Annotated in this window: 26 protein-coding genes; 21 read left to right on the top strand and 5 right to left on the bottom strand. The window is 64.9% G+C overall.

The genetic code is table 11. The annotated features are described in order from the left end of the window. Positions 1–272 (bottom strand): biotin carboxylase N-terminal domain-containing protein (locus B6V72_RS14935; RefSeq protein ID WP_146696208.1); only part of this gene is annotated, 272 nt, incomplete at its 3' end. Positions 273–464: 192 nt separating this feature from the next. Between B6V72_RS14935 and B6V72_RS14930 the strand changes: the two genes are divergently transcribed. Beyond that, the gene (locus B6V72_RS14930) at positions 465–1,913 is read left to right on the top strand and encodes a TrkH family potassium uptake protein (protein ID WP_075776959.1); all 1,449 of its coding nucleotides are present in this window, start codon (positions 465–467) and stop codon (positions 1,911–1,913) included. Here the strand turns inward: B6V72_RS14930 and B6V72_RS14925 are convergent, their stop codons facing one another. Further along, on the bottom strand, positions 1,914–3,881 hold the full coding sequence (locus tag B6V72_RS14925; protein WP_088735898.1) for a trypsin-like peptidase domain-containing protein: 1,968 nt from the start codon (positions 3,879–3,881) through the stop codon (positions 1,914–1,916). Positions 3,882–4,105: 224 nt separating this feature from the next. On the opposite strand from B6V72_RS14925, the gene B6V72_RS14920 reads away from it, so the two are divergent. From B6V72_RS14920 to glmM, 8 genes are all read left to right on the top strand, one after another. Further along, positions 4,106–5,053, top strand: a complete 948-nt coding sequence (locus tag B6V72_RS14920) for a glycine--tRNA ligase subunit alpha (protein WP_088735897.1) — start codon at positions 4,106–4,108, stop codon at positions 5,051–5,053. Beyond that, the gene (locus tag B6V72_RS14915) at positions 5,050–5,526 is read left to right on the top strand and encodes a DUF6446 family protein (RefSeq protein WP_088722494.1); all 477 of its coding nucleotides are present in this window, start codon (positions 5,050–5,052) and stop codon (positions 5,524–5,526) included. Before B6V72_RS14920 ends, B6V72_RS14915 begins: the two co-directional genes overlap by 4 nt. Before the next feature lies 1 nt (position 5,527). Continuing rightward, complete coding sequence (glyS, locus tag B6V72_RS14910; RefSeq protein WP_088735896.1) at positions 5,528–7,621, top strand: glycine--tRNA ligase subunit beta; 2,094 nt, start codon at positions 5,528–5,530, stop codon at positions 7,619–7,621. 165 nt (positions 7,622–7,786) lie between these two features. Beyond that, positions 7,787–10,327 carry a putative PEP-binding protein gene (locus tag B6V72_RS14905; protein ID WP_088720091.1) on the top strand — a complete coding sequence of 847 codons (2,541 nt, stop codon included), beginning with the start codon at positions 7,787–7,789 and terminating at the stop codon, positions 10,325–10,327. A gap of 256 nt (positions 10,328–10,583) precedes the next feature. Next, on the top strand, positions 10,584–11,264 hold the full coding sequence (locus B6V72_RS14900) for a cell wall hydrolase (RefSeq protein ID WP_075776954.1): 681 nt from the start codon (positions 10,584–10,586) through the stop codon (positions 11,262–11,264). A 123-nt stretch (positions 11,265–11,387) separates the two neighbouring features. Continuing rightward, positions 11,388–12,308 carry a dihydroneopterin aldolase gene (locus tag B6V72_RS14895; RefSeq protein WP_075776953.1) on the top strand — a complete coding sequence of 307 codons (921 nt, stop codon included), beginning with the start codon at positions 11,388–11,390 and terminating at the stop codon, positions 12,306–12,308. Between the two features lie 40 nt (positions 12,309–12,348). Next, entirely contained in the window at positions 12,349–13,368 is a 1,020-nt protein-coding gene (folP, locus tag B6V72_RS14890) for a dihydropteroate synthase (protein WP_088735908.1), read from the top strand. Further along, complete coding sequence (gene glmM / locus B6V72_RS14885) at positions 13,365–14,708, top strand: phosphoglucosamine mutase (protein ID WP_088720093.1); 1,344 nt, start codon at positions 13,365–13,367, stop codon at positions 14,706–14,708. Before folP ends, glmM begins: the two co-directional genes overlap by 4 nt. Before the next feature lie 81 nt (positions 14,709–14,789). On the opposite strand, the gene B6V72_RS14880 is transcribed toward glmM, so the two are convergent. Beyond that, positions 14,790–15,182: a hypothetical protein gene (locus tag B6V72_RS14880; RefSeq protein ID WP_088722497.1), complete on the bottom strand. Its 393-nt coding sequence runs from the start codon at positions 15,180–15,182 to the stop codon at positions 14,790–14,792. Positions 15,183–15,341: 159 nt separating this feature from the next. Between B6V72_RS14880 and B6V72_RS14875 the strand changes: the two genes are divergently transcribed. Further along, positions 15,342–15,947, top strand: coding sequence for a hypothetical protein (locus B6V72_RS14875; protein ID WP_088720095.1), 606 nt, complete (start codon positions 15,342–15,344; stop codon positions 15,945–15,947). A 63-nt stretch (positions 15,948–16,010) separates the two neighbouring features. Here the strand turns inward: B6V72_RS14875 and ilvC are convergent, their stop codons facing one another. Beyond that, complete coding sequence (ilvC, locus tag B6V72_RS14870; protein ID WP_276206175.1) at positions 16,011–17,129, bottom strand: ketol-acid reductoisomerase; 1,119 nt, start codon at positions 17,127–17,129, stop codon at positions 16,011–16,013. Between the two features lie 29 nt (positions 17,130–17,158). Between ilvC and B6V72_RS14865 the strand changes: the two genes are divergently transcribed. From B6V72_RS14865 to ureC, 7 genes are all read left to right on the top strand, one after another. Next, entirely contained in the window at positions 17,159–17,617 is a 459-nt protein-coding gene (locus tag B6V72_RS14865; RefSeq protein WP_075776948.1) for an Lrp/AsnC family transcriptional regulator, read from the top strand. Then, on the top strand, positions 17,614–18,075 hold the full coding sequence (locus B6V72_RS14860; RefSeq protein WP_075776947.1) for an Lrp/AsnC family transcriptional regulator: 462 nt from the start codon (positions 17,614–17,616) through the stop codon (positions 18,073–18,075). The genes B6V72_RS14865 and B6V72_RS14860 overlap by 4 nt, the downstream gene beginning before the upstream one ends. 177 nt (positions 18,076–18,252) lie before the next feature. Further along, positions 18,253–19,038, top strand: coding sequence for an urease accessory protein UreD (locus B6V72_RS14855; protein ID WP_240497736.1), 786 nt, complete (start codon positions 18,253–18,255; stop codon positions 19,036–19,038). Between the two features lie 9 nt (positions 19,039–19,047). Next, positions 19,048–19,350: an urease subunit gamma gene (locus B6V72_RS14850; RefSeq protein ID WP_075776945.1), complete on the top strand. Its 303-nt coding sequence runs from the start codon at positions 19,048–19,050 to the stop codon at positions 19,348–19,350. Positions 19,351–19,409: 59 nt separating this feature from the next. Beyond that, positions 19,410–19,589 (top strand): hypothetical protein, encoded by a 180-nt coding sequence (locus B6V72_RS14845; RefSeq protein ID WP_075776944.1) that lies wholly within the window; start codon positions 19,410–19,412, stop codon positions 19,587–19,589. A gap of 4 nt (positions 19,590–19,593) precedes the next feature. Beyond that, the gene (locus B6V72_RS14840; protein ID WP_088735894.1) at positions 19,594–19,899 is read left to right on the top strand and encodes an urease subunit beta; all 306 of its coding nucleotides are present in this window, start codon (positions 19,594–19,596) and stop codon (positions 19,897–19,899) included. Then, positions 19,899–21,605, top strand: a complete 1,707-nt coding sequence (ureC, locus tag B6V72_RS14835; RefSeq protein ID WP_088735893.1) for an urease subunit alpha — start codon at positions 19,899–19,901, stop codon at positions 21,603–21,605. Before B6V72_RS14840 ends, ureC begins: the two co-directional genes overlap by 1 nt. 8 nt (positions 21,606–21,613) lie before the next feature. Here the strand turns inward: ureC and B6V72_RS14830 are convergent, their stop codons facing one another. Next, positions 21,614–21,964: a hypothetical protein gene (locus tag B6V72_RS14830; RefSeq protein WP_088728081.1), complete on the bottom strand. Its 351-nt coding sequence runs from the start codon at positions 21,962–21,964 to the stop codon at positions 21,614–21,616. 67 nt (positions 21,965–22,031) lie between these two features. On the opposite strand from B6V72_RS14830, the gene B6V72_RS14825 reads away from it, so the two are divergent. The 4 genes from B6V72_RS14825 (at position 22,032) to urtA (ending at position 25,401) form a co-directional block, all read left to right on the top strand. Beyond that, positions 22,032–22,562, top strand: a complete 531-nt coding sequence (locus tag B6V72_RS14825; protein WP_075776940.1) for an urease accessory protein UreE — start codon at positions 22,032–22,034, stop codon at positions 22,560–22,562. Beyond that, positions 22,555–23,193, top strand: a complete 639-nt coding sequence (locus B6V72_RS14820; protein ID WP_088735907.1) for an urease accessory UreF family protein — start codon at positions 22,555–22,557, stop codon at positions 23,191–23,193. The genes B6V72_RS14825 and B6V72_RS14820 overlap by 8 nt, the downstream gene beginning before the upstream one ends. A 9-nt stretch (positions 23,194–23,202) precedes the next feature. Continuing rightward, on the top strand, positions 23,203–23,829 hold the full coding sequence (gene ureG / locus B6V72_RS14815) for an urease accessory protein UreG (RefSeq protein ID WP_088722503.1): 627 nt from the start codon (positions 23,203–23,205) through the stop codon (positions 23,827–23,829). A gap of 291 nt (positions 23,830–24,120) precedes the next feature. After that, positions 24,121–25,401 (top strand): urea ABC transporter substrate-binding protein, encoded by a 1,281-nt coding sequence (gene urtA, locus B6V72_RS14810; RefSeq protein WP_168173055.1) that lies wholly within the window; start codon positions 24,121–24,123, stop codon positions 25,399–25,401. Positions 25,402–25,422: the final 21 nt, after the last annotated feature.

Raw genomic sequence — 25,422 nt, 5'->3', positions numbered from 1 at the left:
TCGGGGTTCTCCGACAGCAGGCCATAGCCCGGGTGGATCGCGTCGGCGCCGCTTTCCTTGGCGACGCGGATGATTTCTTCGATCGAGAGATAGGCGCCGACGGGCGAGAGGCCTTCGCCAATGCGATAGGCTTCATCGGCCTTGAAGCGGTGCAGGCCCAACTTGTCCTCTTCGGCGTAGACGGCGACCGTCTTCTTGCCCAGCTCGTTGGCGGCGCGCATCACCCGGATGGCGATCTCGCCACGGTTGGCCACGAGGATCTTGTTGAACATAGCGTTCTCCCTGTTGTCGAAAGTGGCCGCTACGGTACAGTTGCCGCGCCGCAGCGCAAGGGCCTACCTGCAAACTTGGGCAAATTTACTGACCAATGTGCGAGAGTTTGCAAAGTCGATCCGCACCGATGCGCGCCTGTCCCGGTCCGGTCCGGGATTGACTAGACTGACGCTCTGGGCAAGGTGGGGCGCATGATCGATCTGCGCCCGGTTGGATATATCATCGGAATGCTGACATCCGTGCTGGGGCTGACGATGCTTATCCCGGCGGCGGTGGATTTGGGCCATGGTGCAGCGCATTGGCTGGTTTTCGTCGAAAGCGCGGTGCTGACGACGACGGCAGGCGCGCTGCTGGCGCTGGCCTCCCGCGACGGGCTGGCGCGGACGCTCTCGATCCATCAAAGCTTTCTGCTGACCTCGCTCGTCTGGCTGACGCTGCCGTTCTTCGGGGCGCTACCTTTCATGCTGGGTGTGCCGCATCTGTCTCTGGTCGATGCCTATTTCGAGGCGATGTCAGGGCTGACCACGACCGGTACCACCGCGATTCCGCAACTCGATACGCTGCCGCCGGGGGTGAACCTGTGGCGCGGACTGCTGCAATGGCTGGGCGGTCTGGGGATCATCATCGTCGCGATGATCTTCCTTCCGGTGATGAAGGTCGGCGGGATGCAGTTCTTCCGCTCGGAAGGGTTTGACACGCTTGGGAAAATTCTGCCGCGCGCAATGGATATCTCGACCGCGCTGATCCGCATCTATGTCGGGCTGACGATTGCCTGCGCGCTGACCTATATCGGTCTCGGCATGAAGGGGTTCGACGCGATCATGCACGCCCTTACGACGATGAGCACGGGCGGCTTCTCGAATTACGACGCCAGCTTCGCCGTTTATAAGGGCGCACCCGAATACGCGGCCTCGGTCTTCATGGCGCTGGCCGCGATGCCGTTCATCCGCTTCGTTCAGGTGATGCGCGGCGATACGATGCCACTGTGGCGCGACCCGCAGGTGCGCGCCTTCCTGCGCTGGATGGGCTACGCGATCGCGATCATCGTGCTCTACCGCATGATCCGCCACGAGGCCTCTTTCTGGCCGACGCTGCGGGAGGTGACGTTCAACGTGGTCTCGACCTTCACCGGCACCGGCTATGCCTCTGAGGACGTGACCCAATGGGGCCATCTGGCCTTCACGATCCTGCTGATTTCCGGACTGATCGGGGGCTGCACGGCCTCCACCGCCTGTTCCGTCAAGGTGTTCCGCTACCTGATCCTGCTGGAGGCGATCAAGGCGCAGATCCAGCGGCTCTACTCGCCCCACCGCCTGCTGAAGGTGCAATATGGCGGGCGCCCGGTCGAGGATAGCGTGGTCAACTCGGTGATGGCGTTCTTTTCGCTCTTCATCCTGATCTTCGGGATGCTGATCATCGCGCTGACCTTCACCGGGCTCGGAACCGAGACGGCGATGACCGCCGCCTGGACCTCGATCGCCAATATCGGCCCCGCATGGGGGCCCGAGATCACCGCCAACGGCTCGGTCGCGGATTTCCCCGACAGCGCGAAGTGGCTGATGAGCGCGGCGATGTGTCTCGGGCGGCTCGAATTGATGAGCGTGCTCGTGCTGCTGCTGCCGCGCTTCTGGCGGGGCTGATCACTTCCAGCAGGAAATCTGCACCACCATCCCGTCGGCCATCTGCTGCAGGTCTTCCGGCGCGCGGTTGGCCGAGATGCCCGCCTCTTTCGGCGTGAATCCCTTGTCCGACAGCCCCGGCGTCATTGCCTTGCTTTGCAGCGCGACGCTCAGATTGTCGGGCAGCACCCGGTTCGCGTCGTCACTCGCGGGCAGCAACATCCCCACGACCGCGCCCGTCCCGTCGAGCACCGGCCCGCCCACGTCGCCCGCGCGGGTCTGCGCCTCGATCCGGGCCTGATTGTCTTGTCCTTCCAGCCCCTTGAGCGCCGAGAGCGTACCGAAATTCAGCACCGGCGCGGAGAGCGCTTCGGGGTAGGAGAAGCCCGCTACCGCGACCTTCGCCCCGGCCAGCGGCGCGTCGGGATTGAATTTCGCGACTTCCCTCGGGGCGAGCGTGTCTTGCGGCGTCAGAACCGCGTAACCCTTGGCGCCGCTGTCGAAGCTGAGTGAGGCGGCATGGTCTTCGATCGTGATCCGGCCGCACTGGTCGAGCCCCTCGGCGGCGGTCAGCACATGGCCGTCCGCATCGATGAAGAAGCCCGAGCGCGAGAAGACCGGTGCGCGTTTCTCGATCCCCGCCATCAGGGCGGCCCGCGTTACCGACATCGGCTGACCGAGCGTCGAGTCGAGCGTCTTGGAGCCGATCGGCGTGAAGCTTCCCTTCATCGCGTCGAGCACGCGATTCATTCGCTTGTCGTCCCCGGCGGGCCAAACCAGCGTGAAGCCCTTGATCTGCCCGTTCGAGAGCTCCGCATGGGTGTAGGAATGGACCGCCGTATTCTCGCCCTCGATGGTGAAGCTGTTGCCGCGGATGTTGCGCTCGCCGCCCGTCGGCACGATTTCAAGCGTCTGCATCGCGTCATAGAGCCCGCGCAGCCGCGCCGTGTCGCCGGGCTGAGAGATCAGCAGTACCTGCACGCCGCTGTCGTCCTTGGGTGCGTAATTGACGAACGGCGCGTTGTAGCGGGCGAATTTCACCAGCCCCATCGGCAACTCGATCCGGATCCCGGCTTCCTGCTCGGTGACGGTCTGCAGCCCCAGCGCCGCGCGCTCGGAGGCGACCTTGTCGAGAAGTGCGGCCTGCTGGGTCGAGGACAGGACGCCTGTTGGCTGGTAGCCATTCTTCGACTGCCAATCGGCGATGGAGCCGCGCGTGCCACGGCCGAAAATCCCGTCGATCGCGCCCTGATAGCTGCCTTCCCATTCCAGCGCGGTCTGGATGTCGCGCTTGGTCTGCGGATCGAGGGCGGCTTCGAGACGGCGCGACTCCGCCAGCGTCTCCACAGGCTCGGGCGCGGGCGTAGCCTCTTGCGGGGCTGGGGTGACGTCCCGCAGGGCCGGTGCGTCAGTCGCCGCGGTGGTGTCGGAGTTCAGCGCTTCGGGCGCGGTGGTGGTATCTTGGGCAGACGTATCGGGTGTGCTCGCCATCGCATCGGGTGGCGTGGTCTGATCGCTCGATTGCGCCGTCTCATCCGGACCGTCCAGCGGCTCCACGTCGATCGGCGCAGGCATCGGCGCGCCGCGCACGTCGCTTTGCGTGTCGGCCTGCGGGGCGGGCTGGGTCGCCTGCGGGGCTGTGTTCAATGTCGCGCCCACCGGCCAGAATTGCTGGCGGAAGTTGTTGCCATCGGCCACGAAACTGTCGCGCGGGATCAGACCCTCGCGGCGCAGAACCCGGCGCCGCGCATTCGCCTCCGCATCGTCGGCAAAGGGGCCAAGCGCGATCGCGTACCAGCCGGAATCAAGCCGGAACCCGGTCGTGTCGGGGAACATGCCCGCCCAGTCGCGGGCGCGCGCTTCGGCTTGGGCAAGCGAGCTTTTCGCCTCGATCTGTACCCAGGCCTCGGCCCAGGCCGCGCCGGTCCAGACCATGCCGGTCAGGCTGGCCCCGACGACGATCGAAACTGTCCGTGAAATTGCCCGCATTGCCACTCCCCGATGATATAAGCTTTTCCCCCGAACTTAGCGCAACGCGAGCCGAGGTCACCCCCCAAACGCCCCCGTTCGGGTCACGAAATCCGCCGGTGTGGGGCAGGGGCCGCAGCTTTGCGCGCCGCATGTCGCGGATCGCCTGCCCGAACTCTTGCAGGGCGTTGACGCCCCCGCGCCCCTTGCCTAGAGAGAAGGCGCTTCAACGGAAGGTGCGAAATATGGCAAACCCGGACGCCCCGAAATCCTTTCAGGAAATCATCCTGCGCCTGATGAGCTATTGGGCCTCGAAAGGCTGCGCGGTGATGCAGCCCTATGACATGGAAGTGGGGGCAGGCACCTTCCACCCGGCGACGACGCTGCGCGCGCTCGGCTCCAAGCCGTGGGCGGCCGCCTATGTCCAGCCCTCGCGCCGTCCGACCGATGGCCGCTATGGCGAGAACCCGAACCGCCTGCAGCACTACTATCAGTATCAGGTGCTCATCAAGCCGAGCCCGCCGGACCTGCAGGAGCTCTATCTCGGCTCGCTCCGCGCGATCGGGATCGACACCGAATTGCACGATATCCGCTTCGTGGAAGACGACTGGGAAAGCCCGACGCTCGGTGCGTGGGGGCTTGGCTGGGAAGTCTGGTGCGACGGGATGGAAGTCAGCCAGTTCACCTATTTCCAGCAGGTCGGCGGCCATGACTGCAAGCCGGTCTCGGGCGAGCTGACCTACGGGCTCGAGCGTCTGGCGATGTATGTGCTGGGCATCGATCACGTCATGGACATGCCCTATAACGACCCGTCCGCGCCGATCGCGCTGAAATACGGCGACGTGTTCCGCCAGACAGAGCAGGAATATTCGCGCTGGAATTTCGACGTGGCCGATACCGAGACGCTGCTGCGCCATTTCGAGGATGCCGAGGCCGAATGCGAACGCATCCTCGCCTCGCCTGAAACCGACGACGCGGGCCGCAAGATCATCATGGCGCACCCGGCCTATGACCAGTGCATCAAGGCGTCCCACCTCTTTAACCTGCTCGACGCGCGCGGCGTGATCTCGGTCACCGAACGTCAGGCCTATATTGGCCGCGTCCGTGCGCTGGCGAAGGCCTGCGCCGACGCTTTCGTGCTCACCGAAGCAGGCGGGGCCTCCCAAACCGAAGCCGGCGAGGCCGTCGCGTGAATGGTAAACTCATCGGAGGCGGCATCGTGGTGATCGCGCTCGTCTTCGGCGCGGTGGTCTATTATTCGCAGGAATACGGTTATTACGATGAGATCGCGCCGGGCTCCGACGCGGCGAAAGTCTCGCTGATGGAGCTGGACGGCACGACGCAGGATCCGCTGGACGCCGAAGGCTACAAAGGGATCGACGCGGACAGCTCGCCCCTGCGCTACCGCGCCTGCTTCGACACCGATCTGTCGATCGCAACGGCGACCGAGACCTATGAGGTCTATGACCGACCGACCCCGCTGATCGGCCCGAAATGGTTCGACTGCTACGATGCGAAAACCATCGGCGCCGACCTCGAGGCAGGCCGCGCGGTGGCCTTCCTGTCGCAACACAACATCCACCCCGGCGTCGACCGGGTCGTGGCTCTTTATCCCGATGGCCGGGCCTATGTCTGGCACCAACTGAACGACGAAGCGGAGAAATGACATGCCCGATCTTCTGATTGAACTGTTCTCCGAAGAAATCCCCGCGCGGATGCAGCCCAAGGCCCGCGAGGATCTGAAGAAACTGATCACCGATGGCGTCGTCGAGGCGGGTCTGACCTATGCCTCCGCCGGCGCTTTCTCGACCCCGCGCCGCCTGACGCTGACCGTCGAGGGGCTGACTGCCAATTCGCCGACCCTGCGCGAAGAGCGCAAGGGCCCGCGCACCGACGCGCCGGAGAAGGCGATCGAGGGCTTCCTGCGCTCGACCGGGCTGACGATGGATCAGCTCGAGGCGCGCGACGACAAGAAGGGGCAGGTCTATTTCGCGGTGATCGAAAAGCCCGGCCGTCCCGCGACCGAGATCGTGGCCGAGGTGCTGGAGAAGACGATCCGCAACTTCCCCTGGCCGAAATCAATGCGCTGGGGCGAGGGCAACCTGCGCTGGGTCCGCCCGTTGCATTCAATCCTCGCGATCCTGACCGACGAGGCCGGCGCGACCGTCGTGCCGCTCGACGTGGACGGCATCAAGGCCGGCGACACCACGCGCGGTCACCGCTTCATGGCGCCCGATTTGCTTCAGGTCTCGGGCTACGAGAGCTACGCCAAGCAGTTGAAAGCCGCCAAGGTCATGCTCGACCCCAATGAGCGTGCCGAGGCGATCGACCACGACGCCGCGCAAATGGCCTTCGCCAAGGGCTGGGAAGTGGTGCCGGACAAGGGCCTTCTGGCCGAGGTCTCGGGCCTCGTCGAATGGCCTGTCACCCTGATGGGCGAGATCGACGGCGAATTCCTCGACCTGCCGCCCGAGGTGCTGCAGACCTCGATGAAAGAGCATCAGAAATTCTTCTCGGTGAAGAACCCCAAGACCGGTCGGATCGAGGGGTTCGTGACCGTCGCCAACCGCGAGACCGCCGATCACGGCGCGACGATCCTCGCGGGCAACCAGAAGGTGCTCTCGGCGCGTCTGTCGGACGCCAAGTTCTTCTGGGAAAACGACCTGCGCACCGTTCAGGCGCACGGGCTCGAAGGGATGGGCGCGGGGCTCGACGCCGTGACCTTCCACAACAAGCTCGGCAGCCAAGGCGACCGTATCCGCCGGATCGAAAACCTCGCGCGCGAAATCGCGCCCTTGGTCGGCGCGAAGCCCGACCTCGCCGCCGAGGCCGCCCGCGTCGCCAAATCCGATCTGCGCTCGGAAATGGTCTACGAATTCCCGGAACTGCAGGGTGTGATGGGCCGCTACTACGCGCAAAAGGCGGGGCTGTCCGACGCCGTCGCCGATGCCTGCCGCGACCACTACGCGCCGCTGGGCCCGTCCGATGCGGTGCCCTCTGAGCCCGTCTCGGTCGCCGTGGCGCTCGCCGACAAGATCGACACGCTGACCGGCTTCTGGGCGATCGACGAGAAGCCGACCGGCTCGAAGGATCCCTTCGCGCTGCGTCGCGCCGCGCTGGGGGTGATCCGGTTGGTGCTGAGCAACGGGCTTCGCATTAAGCTCAATACTTCCCCGTCGCCATTCTCTATTGCTGCTGACCAGATTGGCGAGCGCGATGGACGGTTCGCCGACACGAACGAATTGCTCTCGTTTATCCACGACCGCCTCAAGGTTCACCTGCGCGATGCGGGCATCCGCCACGACGTGATCGACGCCGTGCTCGCCATGCCGGGCTCTGACGATCTCACCCTCGTCGTGAAGCGCGCCGAGGCGCTGTCGGACTTCTTCAAGACCGACGACGGCGAGAACCTGATCCAGGGCTTCAAGCGCGCGAACAACATCCTCACGCAGGCCGAGGAAAAGGACGGGGTGGAATACAGCTTCGGCGCCGATCCGAAATTCGCGGAAACCGACGAGGAAAAAGCCCTCTTCGCCGCGCTCGACGCCGCCGAAGCCAAGATCGCCCCCGCAATGCAGGCAGAGGATTTCGCCGCTGCGATGTCCGCCATGGCCGATTTGCGCGCGCCGATCGACGCCTTCTTCGAGGCGGTGCAGATCAACGCCGACAACCCGATCCTGCGGCGCAACCGTCTCAACCTGCTTTCGCGCATCCGGCAGATCTGTCTCGATGTGGCCGACCTCACCAAGATCGAAGGCTGATCCTTCCTCTTGATGTAAATATCCCCGCCGGAGGCGCCCGCACGGCGCCTCCTGTCGCAAGGCCGAAACAGGGTGGTCCTGTGACGCCGCGTCCTCTGTCCGAATGTCACACTTGCGAGAGGCGGGAATCAGCCTATCCTGCGTCGAGAGAGAAGGCGCGCTGCGATGCAGAAACCCGTTGAAAACGCTGATTTTGTGACCCTTGCGCCGTCGGCGTCGGTCGATAAGGCACGCCACGGCTGGCGCGCGAAATGCCTTCAGCGGCTGATCCGGCTCGATCTTCCCGTCCCGAAAACCGTCGCGCTGCCCGCCGAGACGGTGCGCGCGATCGCGTCGGGGCAGGTTTTCGACATGACCGCGATCGCGGAGTGCTTCGGGCCGGAGATGCTGGTCTCGGTCCGACCGAGCCCCGAAAATCCCGAATGGGGCGGGCCGGGCACGGTGCTCAATGTCGGCATGAATGACGACATGCATGCGGTGCTGTCGAATACGCACGGCTCCGAGGCCGCCGACGCGCTCTATCTTCGCTTCGTGCAGCTCTACTCGATCCATGTCGCGCGGCTCGACCCGGACATGTTCCAGCAGGAGCCGGGGCCGGGCGCACTGGAAGCGGCGCTGGACGCCTATGAGGAAGAAACCGACGAGCGGTTTCCGCAATCGGGCGCGCGGCAACTGGCCGAGGTGCTGCGCTCGATGGCGCGGGCCTGGGAAGGCACGACGGCGCGGCTCCTGCGGCAGGCCAAGGGCGCGCCGCCCGACGCCGTGCTGGGCCTTCTGGTGCAAGAGATGGCGCTGGGGATAGGGCCGGGCCTGTCGGGCTCGGGCACGATGCAATTCGTCGACAGCGTGACCGGCGCGCCGCAGATCACCGGGCGGTTCCGCGGCCAGAGCCAGGGCCGTACCAGCGCGGTGGAGACGCTCTATCTCACGCGCGACCCGCGCGGCGCCTCGCTGGAAGAGGCAGATAGCGGCGTGTTCGACACGCTGAAGGATTACGGCGCGCGCTGCCGGGTGAAGCTGCGCGAGGAGATGCAGATCGAGTTCACCATCGAGAGCGGCAAGGTCCATGTGATCGACGCGGTGCGGGTGCCGCGCTCGTCGCGCGCCGCCGTGCGCATCGCGGTGGCCTTGGCCAATGATGACGTGATCTCGCGCGAGGATGCGCTGCTGCGCGTCGAGCCGCGCGCCATCACCGAGCTTCTGCACTATCAGGTCGATCCGCGCGCGCCGCGTGACGTGCTCGCGCGCGGGATCGCGGCCTCTCCGGGGGCGGCGACCGGCAAGATCGTGTTCTCTGCGGCGGCTGCGCAGGCCTCTGCTGCGCGCGACGAGCCCTGTATCCTCGTGCGCCGCGAAACCTCACCCGAGGATATTCGCGGGATGCATGCGGCCGTCGCCGTGCTGACCGAGCGCGGCGGGATGACCTCGCACGCGGCGGTGATCGCGCGCGGCCTGGGGCTGCCGTGCATCGTCGGCGCAGAGATCGAGATCAACAGCCGCGAGCGCCAGTTCCGCGGCCCCAAGGGACGGTTGTTCCGCGAGGGCGACACGATCACGCTCGACGGAACCAATGGCGAGGTGCTGGTGGGTGCGGCGGAGATGCTGGCGCCGGCGCTCGACGACGGGTTCCGTACGCTTCTCAGTTGGGCCGATCTGGTGCGCGACATCGGTATCCGCGCGAATGCCGACACGCCCGAGGATGCGCGCACCGCGCTGATGTTCGAGGCCGACGGGATCGGGCTGTGCCGGACCGAGCACATGTTCTTCGACGAAGACCGCCTGACGGTGATGCGCGAGATGATCTTCGCCGACGGGCCGGAGGATCGCCGCGCCGCTCTCGAACGGCTGCTACCGATGCAGCGGGCCGATTTCGGGGCGCTGTTCGAGTTGATGAAGGGCGAGCCGGTCTGTATCCGCCTCTTCGACCCGCCTCTGCACGAATTCCTGCCGCATGACCGCGAGGGGATGCGCGAGCTGGCCGAGGCGTTGGATCGCCCGCTGTCGGAGGTCACGCGCCGGGTGGAGGCATTGTCCGAGTTCAACCCGATGCTGGGGATGCGCGGCGTGCGTCTGGGCGTGACCGTGCCCGAGATCTACGACATGCAGGCTCGCGCCATCTTCGAGGCGACCGTGGAGGCGCTCCGCCGGGGCGCCGAGGTGGTGCCGGAAATCATGATCCCGCTCGTTTCCGCCTCGCGCGAGGTGGAGATCGTGAAGACTCGCATCGACGCCGTGGCGGCCGCCGTGCGCACCGAGACCAAGGCAGACTTCACCTACCGCCTCGGCGTGATGGTGGAGACGCCCCGGGCGGCGCTCCGCGCTGGCGAAATCGCCGAGCACGCGGCTTTCCTGTCCTTCGGGACCAATGACCTCACACAGATGACCTACGGCCTCTCACGCGACGACGCGGGGCGCTTCATGTCGACCTACGTCAACCAGCAGGTCTACGCGGAAGACCCGTTCCACATTCTCGACGTCGAAGGGGTGGGGGAGTTGCTGCTGATCGGGGCCGCGCGCGGACGCTCGGCCCGGCCCGATGTCACGATCTCGGTCTGCGGAGAGCATGGAGGAAACCCCGAATCAATCGCCTTCTGCCGGGCTGCGGGATTCGATTATGTCTCCTGTTCGCCCTTCCGGGTGCCGGTCGCCCGTCTCGCCGCTGCCCATTTCGCACTCTTGGCGCCGCGCGGACGATCCTTTCCGTAAAGGTAATGTCACAGAGGCGGAATTTCGGCGGTTTTTCTCAAATACCATTGGCAAATCGGCGCTCATCGCGGTATGCGACTGACGAGGGACATAGCACGCAAATCACCGTGCATTTTGGCAAGAATCCGCCGTGGCTCCGCAGGGGGCTGCGCATATTTGCGTGAAAACCTAGACATGGGTAGCTCGCTCGGGTAAGCGATGCGCCGTCGCGGCTCAATGGGGGGTGCGCGGCGATTGTTCTTATCGGAAGAAAACCATGTCACTGCTGAAAAGCTGGACGGGGGGTGCTGTCATCCTCCTCGCCCTCGCCGGAGGCTTGCGTGCCGAAGTCACGGTAAGCCAGTCGAACGACCCCACTGAGGTCGCCGAACAAGGACTGATGTCGGTCCTGTGGACGGAGCGCTCCGCGATGAGCGCGATCGACAAACGACGGGTCACCGCGCTCACGATGGCGCCGGCCCGGTCCAAGAAGCATGCCACTCTGCCGGATGTCCTTTCTGCCAAATGGCTGTCCGAGCAACCCGCTGCGAAGGGCGACAAACAATTCGAATGTCTCTCGCAGGCGCTTTACTTCGAGGCGCGTGGAGAAAGCGTGAAGGGCCAGCAGGCCGTCGCCGAGGTTATCCTGAACCGTGTCGACGATCCGCGCTTCCCCGGCTCGATTTGCGGCGTCGTCCATCAGGGCAACTCGCGCGCGTGCCAGTTCAGCTGGTACTGCGACGGTCGCGCCGATACGGTCCACAACAAGGGGGCCTTCGCCGAGGTCGCGAAAGTCGCCCGGGCGATGATCGACGGCGCGCCGCGCTCGCTGACCGAAGGGGCGACGTACTTCCATACCCGCGCCGTACGCCCGAGCTGGTCGCGCCGCTTTGCGAAGACCGCGTCGATCGGCCATCACATCTTCTACGCCAACCCGGTGCGCACCGCCTCGAACTGAGGCCGCGTCTTCGGAGGCCCGAGTCGCGGGCAGGCGATGAAACGACGGTTGAGGGTGGGCTTCGGTCCGCCCTTTTCCTATGCTCGACTTGCTCGACATGACTGAAAAATTCCCGAGGCGCGCATGAGTTCCGACATTTCCCTCGCCTTCTCGCATCCCGAAGCGCGGGCGGCCGCATCTGCGCCCACCGATCCCCGGGATCGCATCTCGCTGCGCGACCATGTGGTGGAGGCCGATATCGGCGCCTTCCAGCAGGAGCGCGGCCATACGCAACGTCTGCAATTCAATGTCGTGGTGGAGGTGCGGCCGACGCCGGAGCCGCTCGAGGACGATGTGGACCGCATCCTGTCCTACGACCGTATCACCGAGGCGATCGCGGCGGAGCTGGCCGAAGAGCGGGTGAACCTGCTGGAGACGCTCGCCGCCGGCGTGGCGGAGCGCATCCTCGCCAGCCCGCAGGCGATGCGCGTCTTCGTGCGGATCGAGAAGCTCGACCGCGGCCCCGGCGCGCTCGGCGTCGAGATCGTGCGCTCCCGCGCCTCCGTCCCGGTGAAAAGCATCGACGCGAGCGGGGTGGAGGAAAGCCTGCACCCGATCGTCGCCTATCTCTCGAACGCGGCCATCGACTCGCCGGACCTGTCGGCGCGGCTCGACGTGCTGCAGGAGGCGGGCCACCCGGTCATCCTCGCGGTGGGGCTCCCTGACGGAGAGGTTCCCGAAAGCGGGCAGGGACCAACGCAGCGCCGCATCGACCTTCTCGCGATCGAGCAGAACGCCTGGCGTCTTGCTGCGCGCGATCCGCGCTGCGTCGTGGTGGCGACGCGCACCGAGATCGACTGGGCGATGCGCCACGGCCAGATGGTGGTCTGGGCGCCCTCCAAGATCGTGCTGGACGCAACCGACGGTCCGAAAAGCCCCGCCCGCGACGCGATGGCGCTGGCGCTCTGGCTGGCCGAGCAGATGGCCGCGACCCGGCTGGAACTTCACGGGACTGTTTCAGCCCCGGCAGGAAGCCGCGTGCCGGTGGAGACGCGCCCGCTCTGAACGTCTTGAACTCTCGCGCGCAATCGGGTGAATGGAGCGCATGGAGAAGCTCTACTATCGCCCGATCGCCCGAACCGACTCCGCCCGTCCCGACACGGCACTGACCCTCGCGGGGGGGTGGTGCTGGTTCGACGAGGTGGAGCTTCTGCGCCGCGACGGCGAGCCCGAGATCATTCCCGCGGCCCATCTGCCCGAAGAGGTGAGGGAGCGGCTGTGCAATCCGCGCACCTCGGTCGCCGGGATCACGCTCGATGCGCCGCGGATCATGGGCATCCTGAACGTCACGCCTGACAGCTTCTCCGATGGCGGGCGCTTCGACGTCGAGGACGTTGCGATCGGACGCGCCTTCGACTTGCGCAAGTCGGGCGCGGACATTCTCGATATCGGCGGCGAGTCGACACGTCCCGGCGCGACCGAGGTGGAGGAGGACGAAGAGATCGCCCGCACCGCACCCGTGATCGCCGCGCTGCGCGATGCAGATTTCGACGCGCCGATATCCATCGACACCCGCAAATCGCTGGTTGCCGATCAGGCGCTGGAGGCCGGGGCCGCGATGCTCAACGACGTCTCCGCGATGGAATTCGATCCGGCGATGGTCGAGGTCGCGCAGGGCTCCGGCGCGCCGATCTGCCTGATGCACGCGCAGGGCCTGCCCGAGACGATGCAGGACGATCCGCGCTACACGGATGTGCTGCTCGACGTCTACGACTATCTCGAGGACCGCATCGCGCTGGCCGAGGATTACGGCATCGCACGCGAGGCGATCATCGCCGATCCCGGCATCGGCTTCGGCAAGACCGCGCAGCACAACCTTGCCCTGATCCGTGGCCTCAGCCTGTTTCACGGGCTGGGCTGCCCTGTCCTGCTCGGCGTGTCGCGCAAACGCTTCATCGGGGCCGTGGGCGGCGCGGAAGAGGCCGACCAGCGCGCCCCCGGTACGCTGGCCGTGACACTCGCCGGGCTCGATCAAGGCATCCAGATTCACCGCGTCCACGATGTGGCCGAGATCGCCCAAGGCATCCGTCTCTGGGACGCGATCAAGAGAGGATTCGAGGAATGAGCAGGAAGCTTTTCGGTACCGATGGTGTGCGCGGCGAGGCCAATTCCGGGCACATGACCGCGGAGATGGCGCTGAAACTGGGCGCTGCGGCGGGCCGCTATTTCCGGCAGGACGACTCACGCGGCCACCGCGTCGTGATCGGCAAGGACACGCGGCTCTCGGGCTACATGTTCGAGAACGCGCTGACCGCGGGCCTGACCTCGACGGGGATGAACGTGCTGCTGCTCGGCCCGGTGCCGACGCCCGCCGTGGGCTACCTGACCCGCTCGATGCGCGCGGATATGGGCATCATGATCTCCGCCAGCCACAACCCGGCCAAGGATAACGGGATCAAGTTCTTCGGCCCCGACGGGTTCAAGCTCAGCGACGAGGCCGAGACCGAGATCGAGGCGATGCTCGACACCGAGATCCGGCTCGCGCGCCCCGAGAATATCGGTCGCGCCAAGCGGATCGACGATGGGCTTGGGCGCTATGTCGAATATGCCAAGACGACCTTCCCGAAACTGCGCAAACCCGACCTCAAAGTGGTCGTCGATTGCGCCAACGGGGCGGCCTATCGTGCGGCGCCGGACGTGCTTTGGGAATTGGGTTGCGAGGTGATCCCCGTGGGCGTCTCGCCCGACGGGCGCAACATCAATGACGGATGCGGCTCGACCCATGTCAGCACCTGCGCCGAGGCCGTGGTGGCGCATGGCGCCGATCTCGGGATCTCGCTCGACGGCGATGCCGACCGGGTAATGATCATCGACGAAACCGGCCATGTCGCGGATGGCGATCAGATCATGGCGCTCTTCGCGAAACGCTGGGCGCAGTCGGGGCAGCTTTCGGGCGGCGCGCTGGTGGCGACCGTCATGTCCAATCTCGGGCTGGAGCGCTTCCTAGAGGCCGAGGGGCTGCGGCTCGAGCGCACCAAGGTCGGCGACCGCTACGTGGTCGAGCGGATGCGTGAGGGCGGCTTCAACCTGGGCGGCGAGCAGTCGGGCCATATCGTGATGACCGACTACGCCACGACAGGCGACGGGCTGATGGCTGGACTGCAATTCCTCGCCGCGATGGTCGAGACCGGTCAGCGCGCTTCCGACCTTGTGCGGCAATTCGAGACCGTGCCGCAAATGTTGAAAAACGTAAGGTATCAGGCGGGGCAGGAGCCTTTGAGCGCCGATAATGTTGCAAAAGCGATATTGGATGCGGAGACCCGCCTGAACGGTCAGGGCCGGTTGCTGATCCGGAAGTCGGGGACCGAACCGCTGATCCGCGTGATGGCGGAATGCGAGGACGAAACGCTTCTGGAAGCGACGGTCGACAGCATCGTCGCCGCCGTCGAGGCCGAAACCGCCTAAGGGGGGGCTGCCCCCGGCCTGCGACCGCCCCCCGGGGATATATTGGAAGAGCGAATTAGGGGGCGTCGCGCCCCCATTTGCCTACTGGCCGAAGAGGTCCAGCCCCAGCCAGATCAGGGCAACCGCTTCGAACACGGTCCAGAGCACGCCCGCCCATCGCCAGAATGTCGGACCCGCCTCCGCGCGCCAGACCGAGCGGATGAGCCCGACCAGCACCGCGATCCGGTAGATCCCGGCCGCCACGGCGAAGCTTCCGAAGAACCCGCCAAGATGGCCCGGCGAGATCAGTGCGGTGAACAATGCCAGGATTACGATCAGCGGGACCACCACCAGCGCGGGTCCGTAATTGCCAGCCCAGAACGTATCTCCCGGCGCGAGCCGTCCGGCGAAGAGATCGCCGAACCATTTCGGGGTGAAGAATTTTGCGCGCTCCTCGAAGATCGCTTCGAGTTCGTCGTGGTCGGGTCCGGCCATCTGCTTCCCTTTCAATTCGCGGAACTGTGACAAGAACGCCGTGGCCCCGCAAGGCGGCGCGCTGCCGCGGTCGCGCCTGAAGTGACCAAAACGTGACTGAACTTCAAGGCTTTCCGCCGCCTTGGGGCAGTGGAGGGACGAAATTTATGGAGGCGCGTCATGGACCAATCGTCCTTATTTCCCACATCCGATTTCTGGCCGCTCGCAGTCGGCTTCCTGTCCCTCTCGATCAACTATTTCGTTCAGGGCGGTGCGGCCGTCGCCAACGGGCCGAGTTGGTCGGGTGACCCGCTGGCGCAGGAACGAACCCTGGGCCTCTGGGGCATCTTCCTCGGTGGCTTCGGGCAGCTTCTGACCGGCATCTATCTGATGATCGGCCTGACCTGGTTCCCGGTCTTCGCCAACGCGGCCCCGCTTTACATGGCGGCCGTCGCGTTCTCGCTCTACGGCATCCACTGGTTCGTCATCGGCCTGCGACGCTACACCCATTCCGATCCCGGGCCGGAGGCGTGGATGGCGATTCCGCTGTTCGGGCTGAGCGCGATGGGCACCATCTCGTTCTGGGGCAATGGCGACATCCCGGCCGCGATTCTCTTCATCGGCCTGATGCTGATCTATCTCGCCGAGCTGGGCGCCCGCTGGACCAATAGCGAGGCGGCGGAGAAAACCGGCGGCGTGTTCCAGCTCCTGACCGGCGCGTGGCTCTTCTACCTCGCCTGGGGCGTGACGATGAACATGGCCAATGGCGCGAGCTACTGGGTGTAACCCGACCAAAAAAGAACCCCCGGCACTTAGGCCGGGGGTTCGAGTTCGTGGAAGCCGTGCAGATCAGTTGCGCGACTTGTCGACCATCTTGCCCTTGGAGATCCAGGGCATCATGGCGCGAAGCTTCTCGCCGACTTGCTCGATCTCGTGCTCGTCGTTGATGCGACGGGTCGCCTTGAAGAAGGGCTGGCCGACCGCGTTTTCCTGCATGAAGTCACGCACGAACTTGCCGGTCTGGATGTCGGTCAGGACGTCCTTCATGCGCTTCTTGGTTTCCTCGTAGGGGAGGATGCGCGGACCCGAGACATACTCGCCGTATTCGGCCGTGTTCGAGATCGAGTAGTTCATGTTCGCGATGCCGCCTTCATAGATCAGGTCGACGATCAGCTTCACTTCGTGGAGGCACTCGAAATAGGCCATCTCCGGCTCGTAACCGGCTTCCACGAGGGTCTCGAAACCCATGCGGATCAGCTCGACGAGGCCGCCGCAGAGAACCGCTTGCTCGCCGAACAGGTCGGTTTCGCATTCCTGACGGAAGTTGGTCTCGATGATGCCCGAGCGGCCGCCACCGATGGCCGAGCAGTAGCTCAGCGCGATGTCCTGCGCCTTGCCGGTCGCGTCGTTTTCAACCGCGAAGAGGCAGGGCACGCCGCCGCCCTTGGTGTATTCGCCGCGCACGGTGTGACCCGGGCCTTTCGGCGCCATCATGATCACGTCGATGCCGGGCTTCGGCTCGATCAGGCCGAAATGAACGTTCAGGCCGTGGGCGAACGCGATCGCCGAGCCTTCTTTCAGGTTCTCATGGACATACTTCTTGTAGGTCTCGGCCTGAAGTTCGTCGGGCATGGTGAACATGATCACATCGCACCAGGCAGCCGCTTCGGCGATGCCCATAACCTGCAGGCCTTCGGCTTCGGCTTTCGCTTTCGAGGGCGAGCCGTCACGCAGCGCAACGGCCACGTTCTTCGCGCCTGAGTCGCGCAGGTTCAGCGCGTGTGCGTGGCCCTGCGAGCCGTAGCCGAGAATGGCGACTTTCTTGTCCTTGATCAGGTTCACATCGCAATCGCGATCATAATAGACGCGCATGGCGTTCCTCCTTTTTGTCTGAGTGTGAGAATAGGAGGTTCTTCGCGAATATGCGTTCAGAAGTTGAGAATATCCGCTAAAGTGGGTAAAATTCATTCGCACTATTAGAAAATAATGGAAAAGTCATGCAAATTGACGATACGGACCGCCGGATATTGCGTCAGATGATGGCGGAGCCGGGGCTTCCTTCTGCCGAACTGGCCGAACGCGCCGGCGTGACGCCCGCGACCTGTTGGCGCCGGATCGAGAAGCTTCGCGAAGGGGGCGTGATCCGTGGCGAAGAGGCGCTGATCGACTGGCACGCTCTCGGCTGGGCGGTCGAGGTATCTCTGCGCTTCACCTTGGACAAAACCAATCCGCGCGCCTTCGACGAATTCATCGCCGCCGCGCGCGAGGTTCCCGAAGTCATTGAAATCCAGAGCTTCCTCGGTTCCACCGATATGCGCCTGCAGGTGATCGCCCGCGACATGGCGCATTATCAGGAGATTTACCGCAATCGCATCCTGACCCTGCCGCATATCTCCGAACTCGACGCGCTGATGCTCATCGCGACGATCAAGTCCAGCGCGGAGCTGCCGATATGAGCCTCGATCTCGACGATCTGGACCGCCAGTTGCTGCGCGCGCTGAGTCGCGATTCCACGCAAAGTGCGGGCGCTCTGGGCCGCAAGCTTGGCCTCTCGCAGCCCGCGACATGGCGGCGAATCCGTCGCATGCAGGAGGCGGGAGTCATCGCCGGCCGGCGCGTGATCGTCGATCCCGAGGCGCTTGGCTTCGGGGTGACGGTGTTTCTGGGCGTGAAACTCGCGGCGAAGGGCCGCGTCAGCCTCGAGGATTTCGAGCGCGCGGTCACCGCGATCCCAGAGGTGCAGCTCGTGCAACACGTCCTCGGGCTTTTTGATTACCGGCTACGCGTCACCGCCCGTGATCTGCCTGACTTTGAGCGGGTCCTGCGGCGTCGTATCATGACCTTGCCCGGGGTCGGCCAGGTCGAGGCGAATGTGCTCCTCAGCGAGGAACGCCGCCCCGGTCCCTTGGGCTGATTCATACTGGCTTAAAAAAAGGGCGAACTGCGCGCCAAATGGGCACGGCCGTCGTTCCGCTTCGATCAAAGCCGGATCTGCGCGTGCAGGGCATGGACCGCCCCGTTGCCGCGGTCTTGGATCGAAGCGGAGGGACCGATGTTCGACGCGAAGCTTCAGACCAAACCTGCCGTCCGGATGCAGCGTTCGCGCGGCGCGGCGCGGGCCGGCTTTTCCGGCGCGCGGCTGACCGGATTGCACCAAAGCGGGTCTGCCAAGGCCATTCTGCCGCGCGTTCCCGGTTCGCCGGAGGTGGTTTTCCTGAATACTTCCGGTGGTTTGACCTCTGGCGATACGCTGTCCTACGAAACCCAACTGGACGCGGGCGCAATGCTCGTCGCGACGACACAAGCCGCCGAGCGTGCCTATCGCGCCGACGATGGGCCTGCGCAGGTTGAGGTGCGGCACAGTGTCGGCTCCGGCTGCCATCTGGATTGGCTGCCGCAGGAGACGATCCTCTTCGACCGCGCGAAGCTGGCCCGCGACACGACGATCTCGCTGGCCTCCAATGCGTCCTGCCTGATGCTCGAGGCAGTGGTGCTGGGCCGGGCCGCGATGGGCGAGCAGGTGCGGGACTTACAGTTTTTCGACATGCGCCGGATCGAACGCGCCGGAAAGCCAGTGTTTTTCGAGCCCTTCTTGTTGAATTCCGACATTTTGGCAAAGGGGGGGCGAAGCGCCGTTCTGGGAGAGGCCCGTGCTTTTGCGACGCTCGTTCTGTGTCGGCAAGGCGCGGAAGACGCGGTGGAGCCCCTTCGCGCGGTGCTCGATGAGCCGGGCGTCGAGGGAGCGGCCTCGGGCTTCGACGGCAAATGCGTCATTCGTCTGCTCGCGCAGGACGGCTGGCCGATGCGGCGACAAATTCTACGACTTTTCAATGCGTTGCGGCGCGACCAAGCGGCGCCGCGCGTGTGGCAGATCTGAGGAAATACGATGAACCTGACACCGAGGGAAAAGGACAAGCTGCTGATCAGCGTTGCCGCGATGGTCGCGCGCAACCGGCTGGAACGCGGCGTGAAGCTCAATCACCCGGAAGCTATTGCAATCATTTCGGATTTCGTCGTCGAGGGAGCCCGCGAGGGCCGCTCCGTCGCCGATCTGATGGAGGCGGGGGCAGGGGTGATCTCGGCCGATCAATGCATGGAGGGCATCCCCGAGATGATCCATTCCATTCAGGTCGAAGCGACCTTCCCGGACGGGACGAAGCTCGTCACCGTCCATCATCCGATCCGCTGAGATAAGTTCAGCTTATACAGACCGATCCAAAATAAGTTCTGCTAATGAAAGGCCGTCCGATGAAATTTGTAGCTGCACTCGCCGTCCTCGCCCCCACAGCCGCACTGGCCCATCCCGGCCACGGCGCGGGAAGCACATGGTTTTTCCACGACGGTCCGCTGATCGGGCTGCTTGCGCTCGCAGTGGTCGCCTATGTCGGACCGGAATTGGCGCGCGCGCTGCGCCGCAACAAGGAGTGAGCCGATGATCCCCGGAGAAACCCTGCCCGCTGTGGGCGAGATCACGCTGAATGAGGGCTGCGAGGCGATCACGCTGATGGTCGCCAATACCGGCGACCGCCCGGTGCAGGTTGGCTCGCATTACCATTTCGCGGAGACCAATCCGGGGTTGGAGTTCGACCGGGACGCCGCACGCGGTTACCGGCTGGACATCGCGGCCGGAACGGCGGTGCGGTTCGAGCCGGGCCAGAGCCGCGAAGTGCGGCTGGTGCCCTATCGCGGGTCGCGCGAAGTCTATGGATTCAATCAGAAAGTTATGGGGGCGCTCTGATGCCGGCTTCGATCTCGCGTAGCACCTATGCCGATATGTTCGGCCCCACCACCGGCGACCGGGTGCGGCTCGCCGACACCGATCTGATCATCGAGGTCGAGCGCGACCTGACCACCTATGGCGAGGAGGTCAAGTTCGGCGGCGGCAAGGTGATCCGCGACGGCATGGGGCAGAGCCAGGTCTCCCGCGCGGGCGGCGCGGTCGATACGGTGATCACCAATGCGCTGATCGTGGATCATTCGGGGATCTTCAAAGCGGATGTCGGCCTGAAGGATGGGGAGATCGCGGCGATCGGCAAGGCTGGCAATCCGGATACCCAGCCGAATGTCGACATCATCATCGGGCCGGGCACGGAAGTCATTGCCGGGGAAGGAAAAATCCTGACTGCGGGCGGGTTCGACGCTCATATTCACTTCATTTGCCCGCAGCAGATCGAGGATGCGCTGGCCGCCGGAATCACGACGATGCTGGGCGGTGGCACGGGGCCTGCGCATGGCACACTGGCCACGACCTGCACGCCGGGGCCGTGGCATATCGCGCGGATGTTGCAGGCCTTTGATGCGCTGCCGGTCAACCTCGCGCTGTCAGGCAAAGGTAATGCCTCGCGCCCCGAGGCGCTGGTCGAGATGGTCGAGGGCGGTGCTGCGGCGCTGAAGCTGCACGAGGATTGGGGCACGACGCCGGGCGCGATTGACTGCTGCCTGTCGGTGGCCGACGACATGGACGTGCAGGTGATGATCCACACCGACACGCTCAACGAGAGCGGCTTCGTCGAGAATACGCTGGCCGCGATCAAGGGCCGGACGATCCACGCCTTCCACACCGAAGGGGCAGGGGGCGGTCATGCGCCGGACATCCTGAAGGTGGTGAGCGCGCCGAACGTGATCCCGTCGTCGACGAACCCGACGCGGCCCTATACGGGCAACACGATCGAAGAGCACCTCGATATGCTGATGGTGTGCCACCACCTCGACAACAAGGTGCCGGAGGATGTGGCCTTCGCGGAAAGCCGTATCCGGAAAGAGACGATCGCGGCCGAAGACATCCTTCATGACATGGGCGCGATGTCGATCATCAGCTCGGACAGTCAGGCGATGGGCCGCGTGGGCGAGGTGATCATCCGCTGCTGGCAGACCGCCGACAAGATGCGCAAGCAGCGCGGGCGTCTGCCGGAAGAGCAGGGCGACAATGACAACGTGCGGGTGAAGCGGTTCATCGCGAAATACACGATCAACCCGGCGATTACCCACGGGATGAGCCAGCATATCGGCTCGGTCGAGGTCGGCAAGCGCGCCGATCTGGTGCTGTGGAACCCGGCCTTCTTCGGCGCGAAGCCCGACATGGTGCTGATTGGCGGCTCGATCGTCTCGGCGCAGATGGGCGACCCGAACGGCTCGATCCCGGCGCAACCTTTCTACACGCGCAACATGTTCGGGGCGCTTGGCGGGGCGCGGCACGCAAGCTCGGTCACTTTCATCAGTCAGGCGGCGCAAGCCAACGGGCTGGCTGCGAGACTTGGGCTCCAGAAACAGACGCTGGCCGTCGAGGGCACGCGCGGCATCGGCAAGGCGCAGATGATCCACAACGCTGCGACGCCCGAGATCGACGTCCATCCCGAGACTTACGAAGTGCGTGCGGATGGCGAATTGCTGACCTGCGAACCGGCGGAGGTTCTGCCGCTGGCGCAGCGGTATTTCCTGTTCTGAGGATGGGGTCAGCGGCTGGATACGAGGCGCAGCCCGGCGTCGGCAGGCGTTTCCGCGACGAGTTCCGGGAGCAGGCAACTCGCCGGTTCGTGCGGCGACGTTTGCAATCTGCGGGTGACCTTCTCGCGCTGAAAGGCCGTATCGTTGCGGATTTCGGGGGGCAGGAGGCGCGGTTCGAACACTTTGCGGCGGCTGGTGACGATCTCGACCTTCGTCCAGCGGCCGAGGCAGGGCATGTCGGGCCGGGTGAGGTAAGCCTCCCGCAGTTCGGCCTCGCGGCGTCGCAATCGCGCGATCTGGGCGCGGATCTGGGCCAGCTCGTCCGCGGGGGCGCGTGGGTCGAAGCAATGATGGAACATCGAAATCTCCTTCGCTGCGAGCATGCTGGGGCGGGAGGTTTGAGAAATCGTTAAAGGGTGCAAGACAATGAGCGATTATCCCAAGGCTGAAAAAGTGGCGCCCAAGGGTGCGTGGCAGGCGGCGGTGGACCATGTGGCGCTGGATTACGAGGGGCGTTTCCTGCGCCGCAAGCGGCTGGTCGCAGGCTCGGGCGCGGGGTTCCTGGTGGACCTGCCGGAGGTGACGAACCTCACGGGCGGCGAGGCCTTCGTGCTCGAAGACGGGCGGTTCATCGAGGTGCGCCCGGCGCTGGAGCCGGTGCTGGTGGTGACGGGCGATCTGACGCGGCTGGCCTGGCATATCGGCAACCGTCACACGCCGTGCCAGATCGAGGCGGACCGGCTGGTGATCCGCGCCGATCACGTGCTGGAGGCGATGCTGAAGCAGTTGGGGGCCGAGGTCGCGTCCGCGGTCGAGACCTTCCAGCCAGAGGGGGGCGCCTACGGGATGGGGCGCACGATGGGGCATGAACACGGGCATTCGCATGGCCATGGACATTCCCATTCGCATGACCACGACCATTCGCACGGCCACGACCATCATCACGACCATGCCTGATCCGACCGCGCCCCTGTCGCTGATGCAATGGCTCTCCCCGGCCTTTCCGACCGGGGCGTTCGCCTATTCTCATGGGCTTGAGCAGGCAGTGGCCGCGGGCGAGATCGGGGATGCGGCGGCGTTCGCGATTTGGCTGGGCGATGTGCTGGAGCATGGCGCGGGCTGGTCGGATGCGGTGCTGCTGGCCTGCGGGCTGCGCGGCGGCGATCTTGACGAGCTGGATGCGCTGGGACGTGCGATGGCGGGCTCGGCCGAGCGGCTGCGCGAGACGGCGGAGCAGGGCGCCGCCTTCACGCTGGCGCAGGCGGGGTTGCGGGGCCTCAAACTGCCGCCGCGAGTGCTGCCGGTCGCCGTGGCCGAGGCGGCGCGCGATCTGGACCTTCCCGCGGAGCAGGTGATTTCACTTTTCCAACATTCTTTCGCGTCGAACCTGGTCTCCGCAGCAGTCAGACTTGTCCCTTTGGGACAAATCGCCGGGCAGACGGTCTTGAGCGACCTGCACGGAAAAATTGCCGAGATCGCGGCACGCGCGGCGCAGGCGGAACTGACGGACCTGAGCTTCAGCGCCTTTCGCGCCGAGGTTTCGGCCATGAAACACGAGACGCTCGATGTGCGTCTCTTCAAGACTTGAGGTGAAGATATGGGCAACGGACCTTTGCGCGTGGGAATTGGCGGACCGGTGGGCGTGGGCAAGACCACGCTGACCGAGCAACTGGCGCGGGCCTTGGCCGCGCGCGTGTCGATGGCGGTGGTGACGAACGATATTTATACGCGCGAGGATGCGGAGGCACTGATGCGCGCGCAGGTGCTGCCGGGCGAGCGTATTCGCGGCGTCGAGACGGGCGGCTGCCCGCATACGGCGATCCGCGAGGATGCGTCGATCAACCTCGCGGCCATCGCCGATCTGACCGCGAAGCTCCCCGATCTGGAACTGGTGCTGATTGAAAGCGGCGGCGACAATCTGGCCGCGACCTTCTCGCCGGAACTGGCCGATCTGACGATCTACGTGATCGACACGGCGGCGGGGCAGGATATCCCGCGCAAACGCGGACCGGGGCTGACCAAGTCCGATCTTCTGGTGGTGAACAAGGTGGACCTCGCGCCGCATGTGGGCGTCGATCTGGCGCAGCTCGAGGCGGATACGCAGGCCGCGCGGGGAAGCAAACCCTATGTGATGGCGCGGCTGCGCCAAGGCGCGGGCATCGACGAGGTCGTCGCGTTTCTCGAGCGTGAGGGCGGATTGGCGTTGAAGCCGATTCCAGCCTGACCGCGAAACATTCGCCCATCTATTGGGCGAAAAGTCAGAATTTGAGCGAAAACTTCGGCAGACCCGCCCAACCGGCGGGTTTTTTGCTGCGCGGTGCCGGAATTTTTTGCCGCGCTGCAGCGTGAGGGTTTGGATGTCGGAGGCGCCTTGATGTGTGGCGCGGGGTCGATGGGATGTCCCGAGACCGGTGGCAATAGTGGAGGTTCGGCACCCGCAGAATGAGCCCTTGAAGGGCCGCGCGGGGCTGACGTGAACGAGGGAAATGAAATGATCAATCGGCGTAAACTGATGATGTCCGCGGCGCTGGCCGGGGCCATCTCGATGAGCGGGGGCCTCGCCTTCGCGCAGGAAGACGACAAGATCAAGGTGGGCGTCCTGCACTCGCTATCGGGCACGATGGCGATCTCGGAAACCACGCTCAAGGACACGGTCCTGATGCTGGTCGAGGAGCAGAACAAGAAAGGCGGCATCAACGGCAAGATGCTCGAGGCGGTCGTGGTCGACCCGGCCTCGGACTGGCCGCTGTTCGCGGAAAAAGCGCGCGAGCTGATCACCGTGGACAAGGTCGACGTGATCTTCGGCTGCTGGACGTCCGTGTCGCGGAAATCGGTGCTGCCGGTCCTTGAGGAACTCAACGGCCTGCTGTTCTACCCGGTGCAATACGAGGGCGAGGAAAGCTCGCGCAACGTGTTCTATACCGGCGCTGCCCCGAACCAGCAGGCGATCCCGGCGGTGGATTACTTCCTCGAAGAGCTTGGCGTCGAGAAATTCGCGCTGCTGGGCACGGACTATGTCTATCCGCGCACCACGAACAACATTCTCGAAGCCTACCTGCAGGACAAGGGCATCGCGAAGGAAGATATCTTCGTGAACTACACCCCCTTCGGTCAGTCGGACTGGTCGAAGATCGTCTCCGACGTGAAGGCGCTCGGCGCGGACGGCAAGAAGGTCGGCGTGATCTCGACGATCAACGGCGACGCGAATATCGGCTTCTACAAGGAACTCGCAGCCTCCGGCATCACCGCCGAGGATATCCCCGTCGTGGCCTTCTCGGTCGGCGAAGAGGAGCTGTCCGGTCTCGGCGACGCCGATCTCAAGAACCTTGTCGGTCAGCTGGCCGCCTGGAACTACTTCGAGAGCGCCGATACGCCCGAGAATGCGGCCTTCATCAAGCAGTGGCACGAATTCACCGGCGACGACAGCCGCGTGACCAACGACCCGATGGAAGCCACCTATATCGGCTTCAACATGTGGGTGCAGGCAGTCGAGCAGGTCGGCTCCACCGATGTCGACAAGGTCATCGCTGCGATGCCGGGACAGGAGTTCCCCAACCTCACCGGCTCCACCGCGAAGATGCTGCCGAACCACCACCTGACCAAGCCGGTACTGATCGGCGAAATTCAGGAAGACGGTCAGTTCGACATCATCAGCCAGACCGATCCGGTGCCGGGCGACGCGTGGACCGACTTCCTGCCGGAATCGGCGGTACTCAAGTCTGATTGGCCGGGGCTCGATTGCGGCATGTACAACACCGAGACCGAAACCTGCGTTCAGAAGAAATCGAACTACTGATCGTATCTTGGCCGGGAGGGC

This window comes from Thioclava sp. F34-6 (assembly GCF_002213235.1).
In the GTDB taxonomy this organism is placed as follows: Bacteria; Pseudomonadota; Alphaproteobacteria; order Rhodobacterales; family Rhodobacteraceae; genus Thioclava; species Thioclava nitratireducens.
Note: the sequence above shows the minus strand (reverse complement) of the source record. Positions and strands in the feature narration are given on the sequence as shown.

Bases quoted from the DNA above. Each gene is read 5' to 3' on its own strand.
- B6V72_RS14930 (WP_075776959.1), top strand. From the start codon at position 465: ATGATCGATCTGCGCCCGGTTGGATATATCATCGGAATGCTGACATCC.
- B6V72_RS14925 (WP_088735898.1), bottom strand. From the start codon at position 3,881: ATGCGGGCAATTTCACGGACAGTTTCGATCGTCGTCGGGGCCAGCCTG.
- B6V72_RS14920 (WP_088735897.1), top strand. From the start codon at position 4,106: ATGGCAAACCCGGACGCCCCGAAATCCTTTCAGGAAATCATCCTGCGC.
- glyS (WP_088735896.1), top strand. From the start codon at position 5,528: ATGCCCGATCTTCTGATTGAACTGTTCTCCGAAGAAATCCCCGCGCGG.
- B6V72_RS14905 (WP_088720091.1), top strand. From the start codon at position 7,787: ATGCAGAAACCCGTTGAAAACGCTGATTTTGTGACCCTTGCGCCGTCG.
- B6V72_RS14900 (WP_075776954.1), top strand. From the start codon at position 10,584: ATGTCACTGCTGAAAAGCTGGACGGGGGGTGCTGTCATCCTCCTCGCC.
- B6V72_RS14895 (WP_075776953.1), top strand. From the start codon at position 11,388: ATGAGTTCCGACATTTCCCTCGCCTTCTCGCATCCCGAAGCGCGGGCG.
- folP (WP_088735908.1), top strand. From the start codon at position 12,349: ATGGAGAAGCTCTACTATCGCCCGATCGCCCGAACCGACTCCGCCCGT.
- glmM (WP_088720093.1), top strand. From the start codon at position 13,365: ATGAGCAGGAAGCTTTTCGGTACCGATGGTGTGCGCGGCGAGGCCAAT.
- B6V72_RS14880 (WP_088722497.1), bottom strand. From the start codon at position 15,182: ATGGCCGGACCCGACCACGACGAACTCGAAGCGATCTTCGAGGAGCGC.
- B6V72_RS14875 (WP_088720095.1), top strand. From the start codon at position 15,342: ATGGACCAATCGTCCTTATTTCCCACATCCGATTTCTGGCCGCTCGCA.
- ilvC (WP_276206175.1), bottom strand. From the start codon at position 17,129: ATGAATTTTACCCACTTTAGCGGATATTCTCAACTTCTGAACGCATAT.
- B6V72_RS14865 (WP_075776948.1), top strand. From the start codon at position 17,159: ATGCAAATTGACGATACGGACCGCCGGATATTGCGTCAGATGATGGCG.
- B6V72_RS14860 (WP_075776947.1), top strand. From the start codon at position 17,614: ATGAGCCTCGATCTCGACGATCTGGACCGCCAGTTGCTGCGCGCGCTG.
- B6V72_RS14855 (WP_240497736.1), top strand. From the start codon at position 18,253: ATGCAGCGTTCGCGCGGCGCGGCGCGGGCCGGCTTTTCCGGCGCGCGG.
- B6V72_RS14850 (WP_075776945.1), top strand. From the start codon at position 19,048: ATGAACCTGACACCGAGGGAAAAGGACAAGCTGCTGATCAGCGTTGCC.
- B6V72_RS14845 (WP_075776944.1), top strand. From the start codon at position 19,410: ATGAAATTTGTAGCTGCACTCGCCGTCCTCGCCCCCACAGCCGCACTG.
- B6V72_RS14840 (WP_088735894.1), top strand. From the start codon at position 19,594: ATGATCCCCGGAGAAACCCTGCCCGCTGTGGGCGAGATCACGCTGAAT.
- ureC (WP_088735893.1), top strand. From the start codon at position 19,899: ATGCCGGCTTCGATCTCGCGTAGCACCTATGCCGATATGTTCGGCCCC.
- B6V72_RS14830 (WP_088728081.1), bottom strand. From the start codon at position 21,964: ATGTTCCATCATTGCTTCGACCCACGCGCCCCCGCGGACGAGCTGGCC.
- B6V72_RS14825 (WP_075776940.1), top strand. From the start codon at position 22,032: ATGAGCGATTATCCCAAGGCTGAAAAAGTGGCGCCCAAGGGTGCGTGG.
- B6V72_RS14820 (WP_088735907.1), top strand. From the start codon at position 22,555: ATGCCTGATCCGACCGCGCCCCTGTCGCTGATGCAATGGCTCTCCCCG.
- ureG (WP_088722503.1), top strand. From the start codon at position 23,203: ATGGGCAACGGACCTTTGCGCGTGGGAATTGGCGGACCGGTGGGCGTG.
- urtA (WP_168173055.1), top strand. From the start codon at position 24,121: ATGTCCGCGGCGCTGGCCGGGGCCATCTCGATGAGCGGGGGCCTCGCC.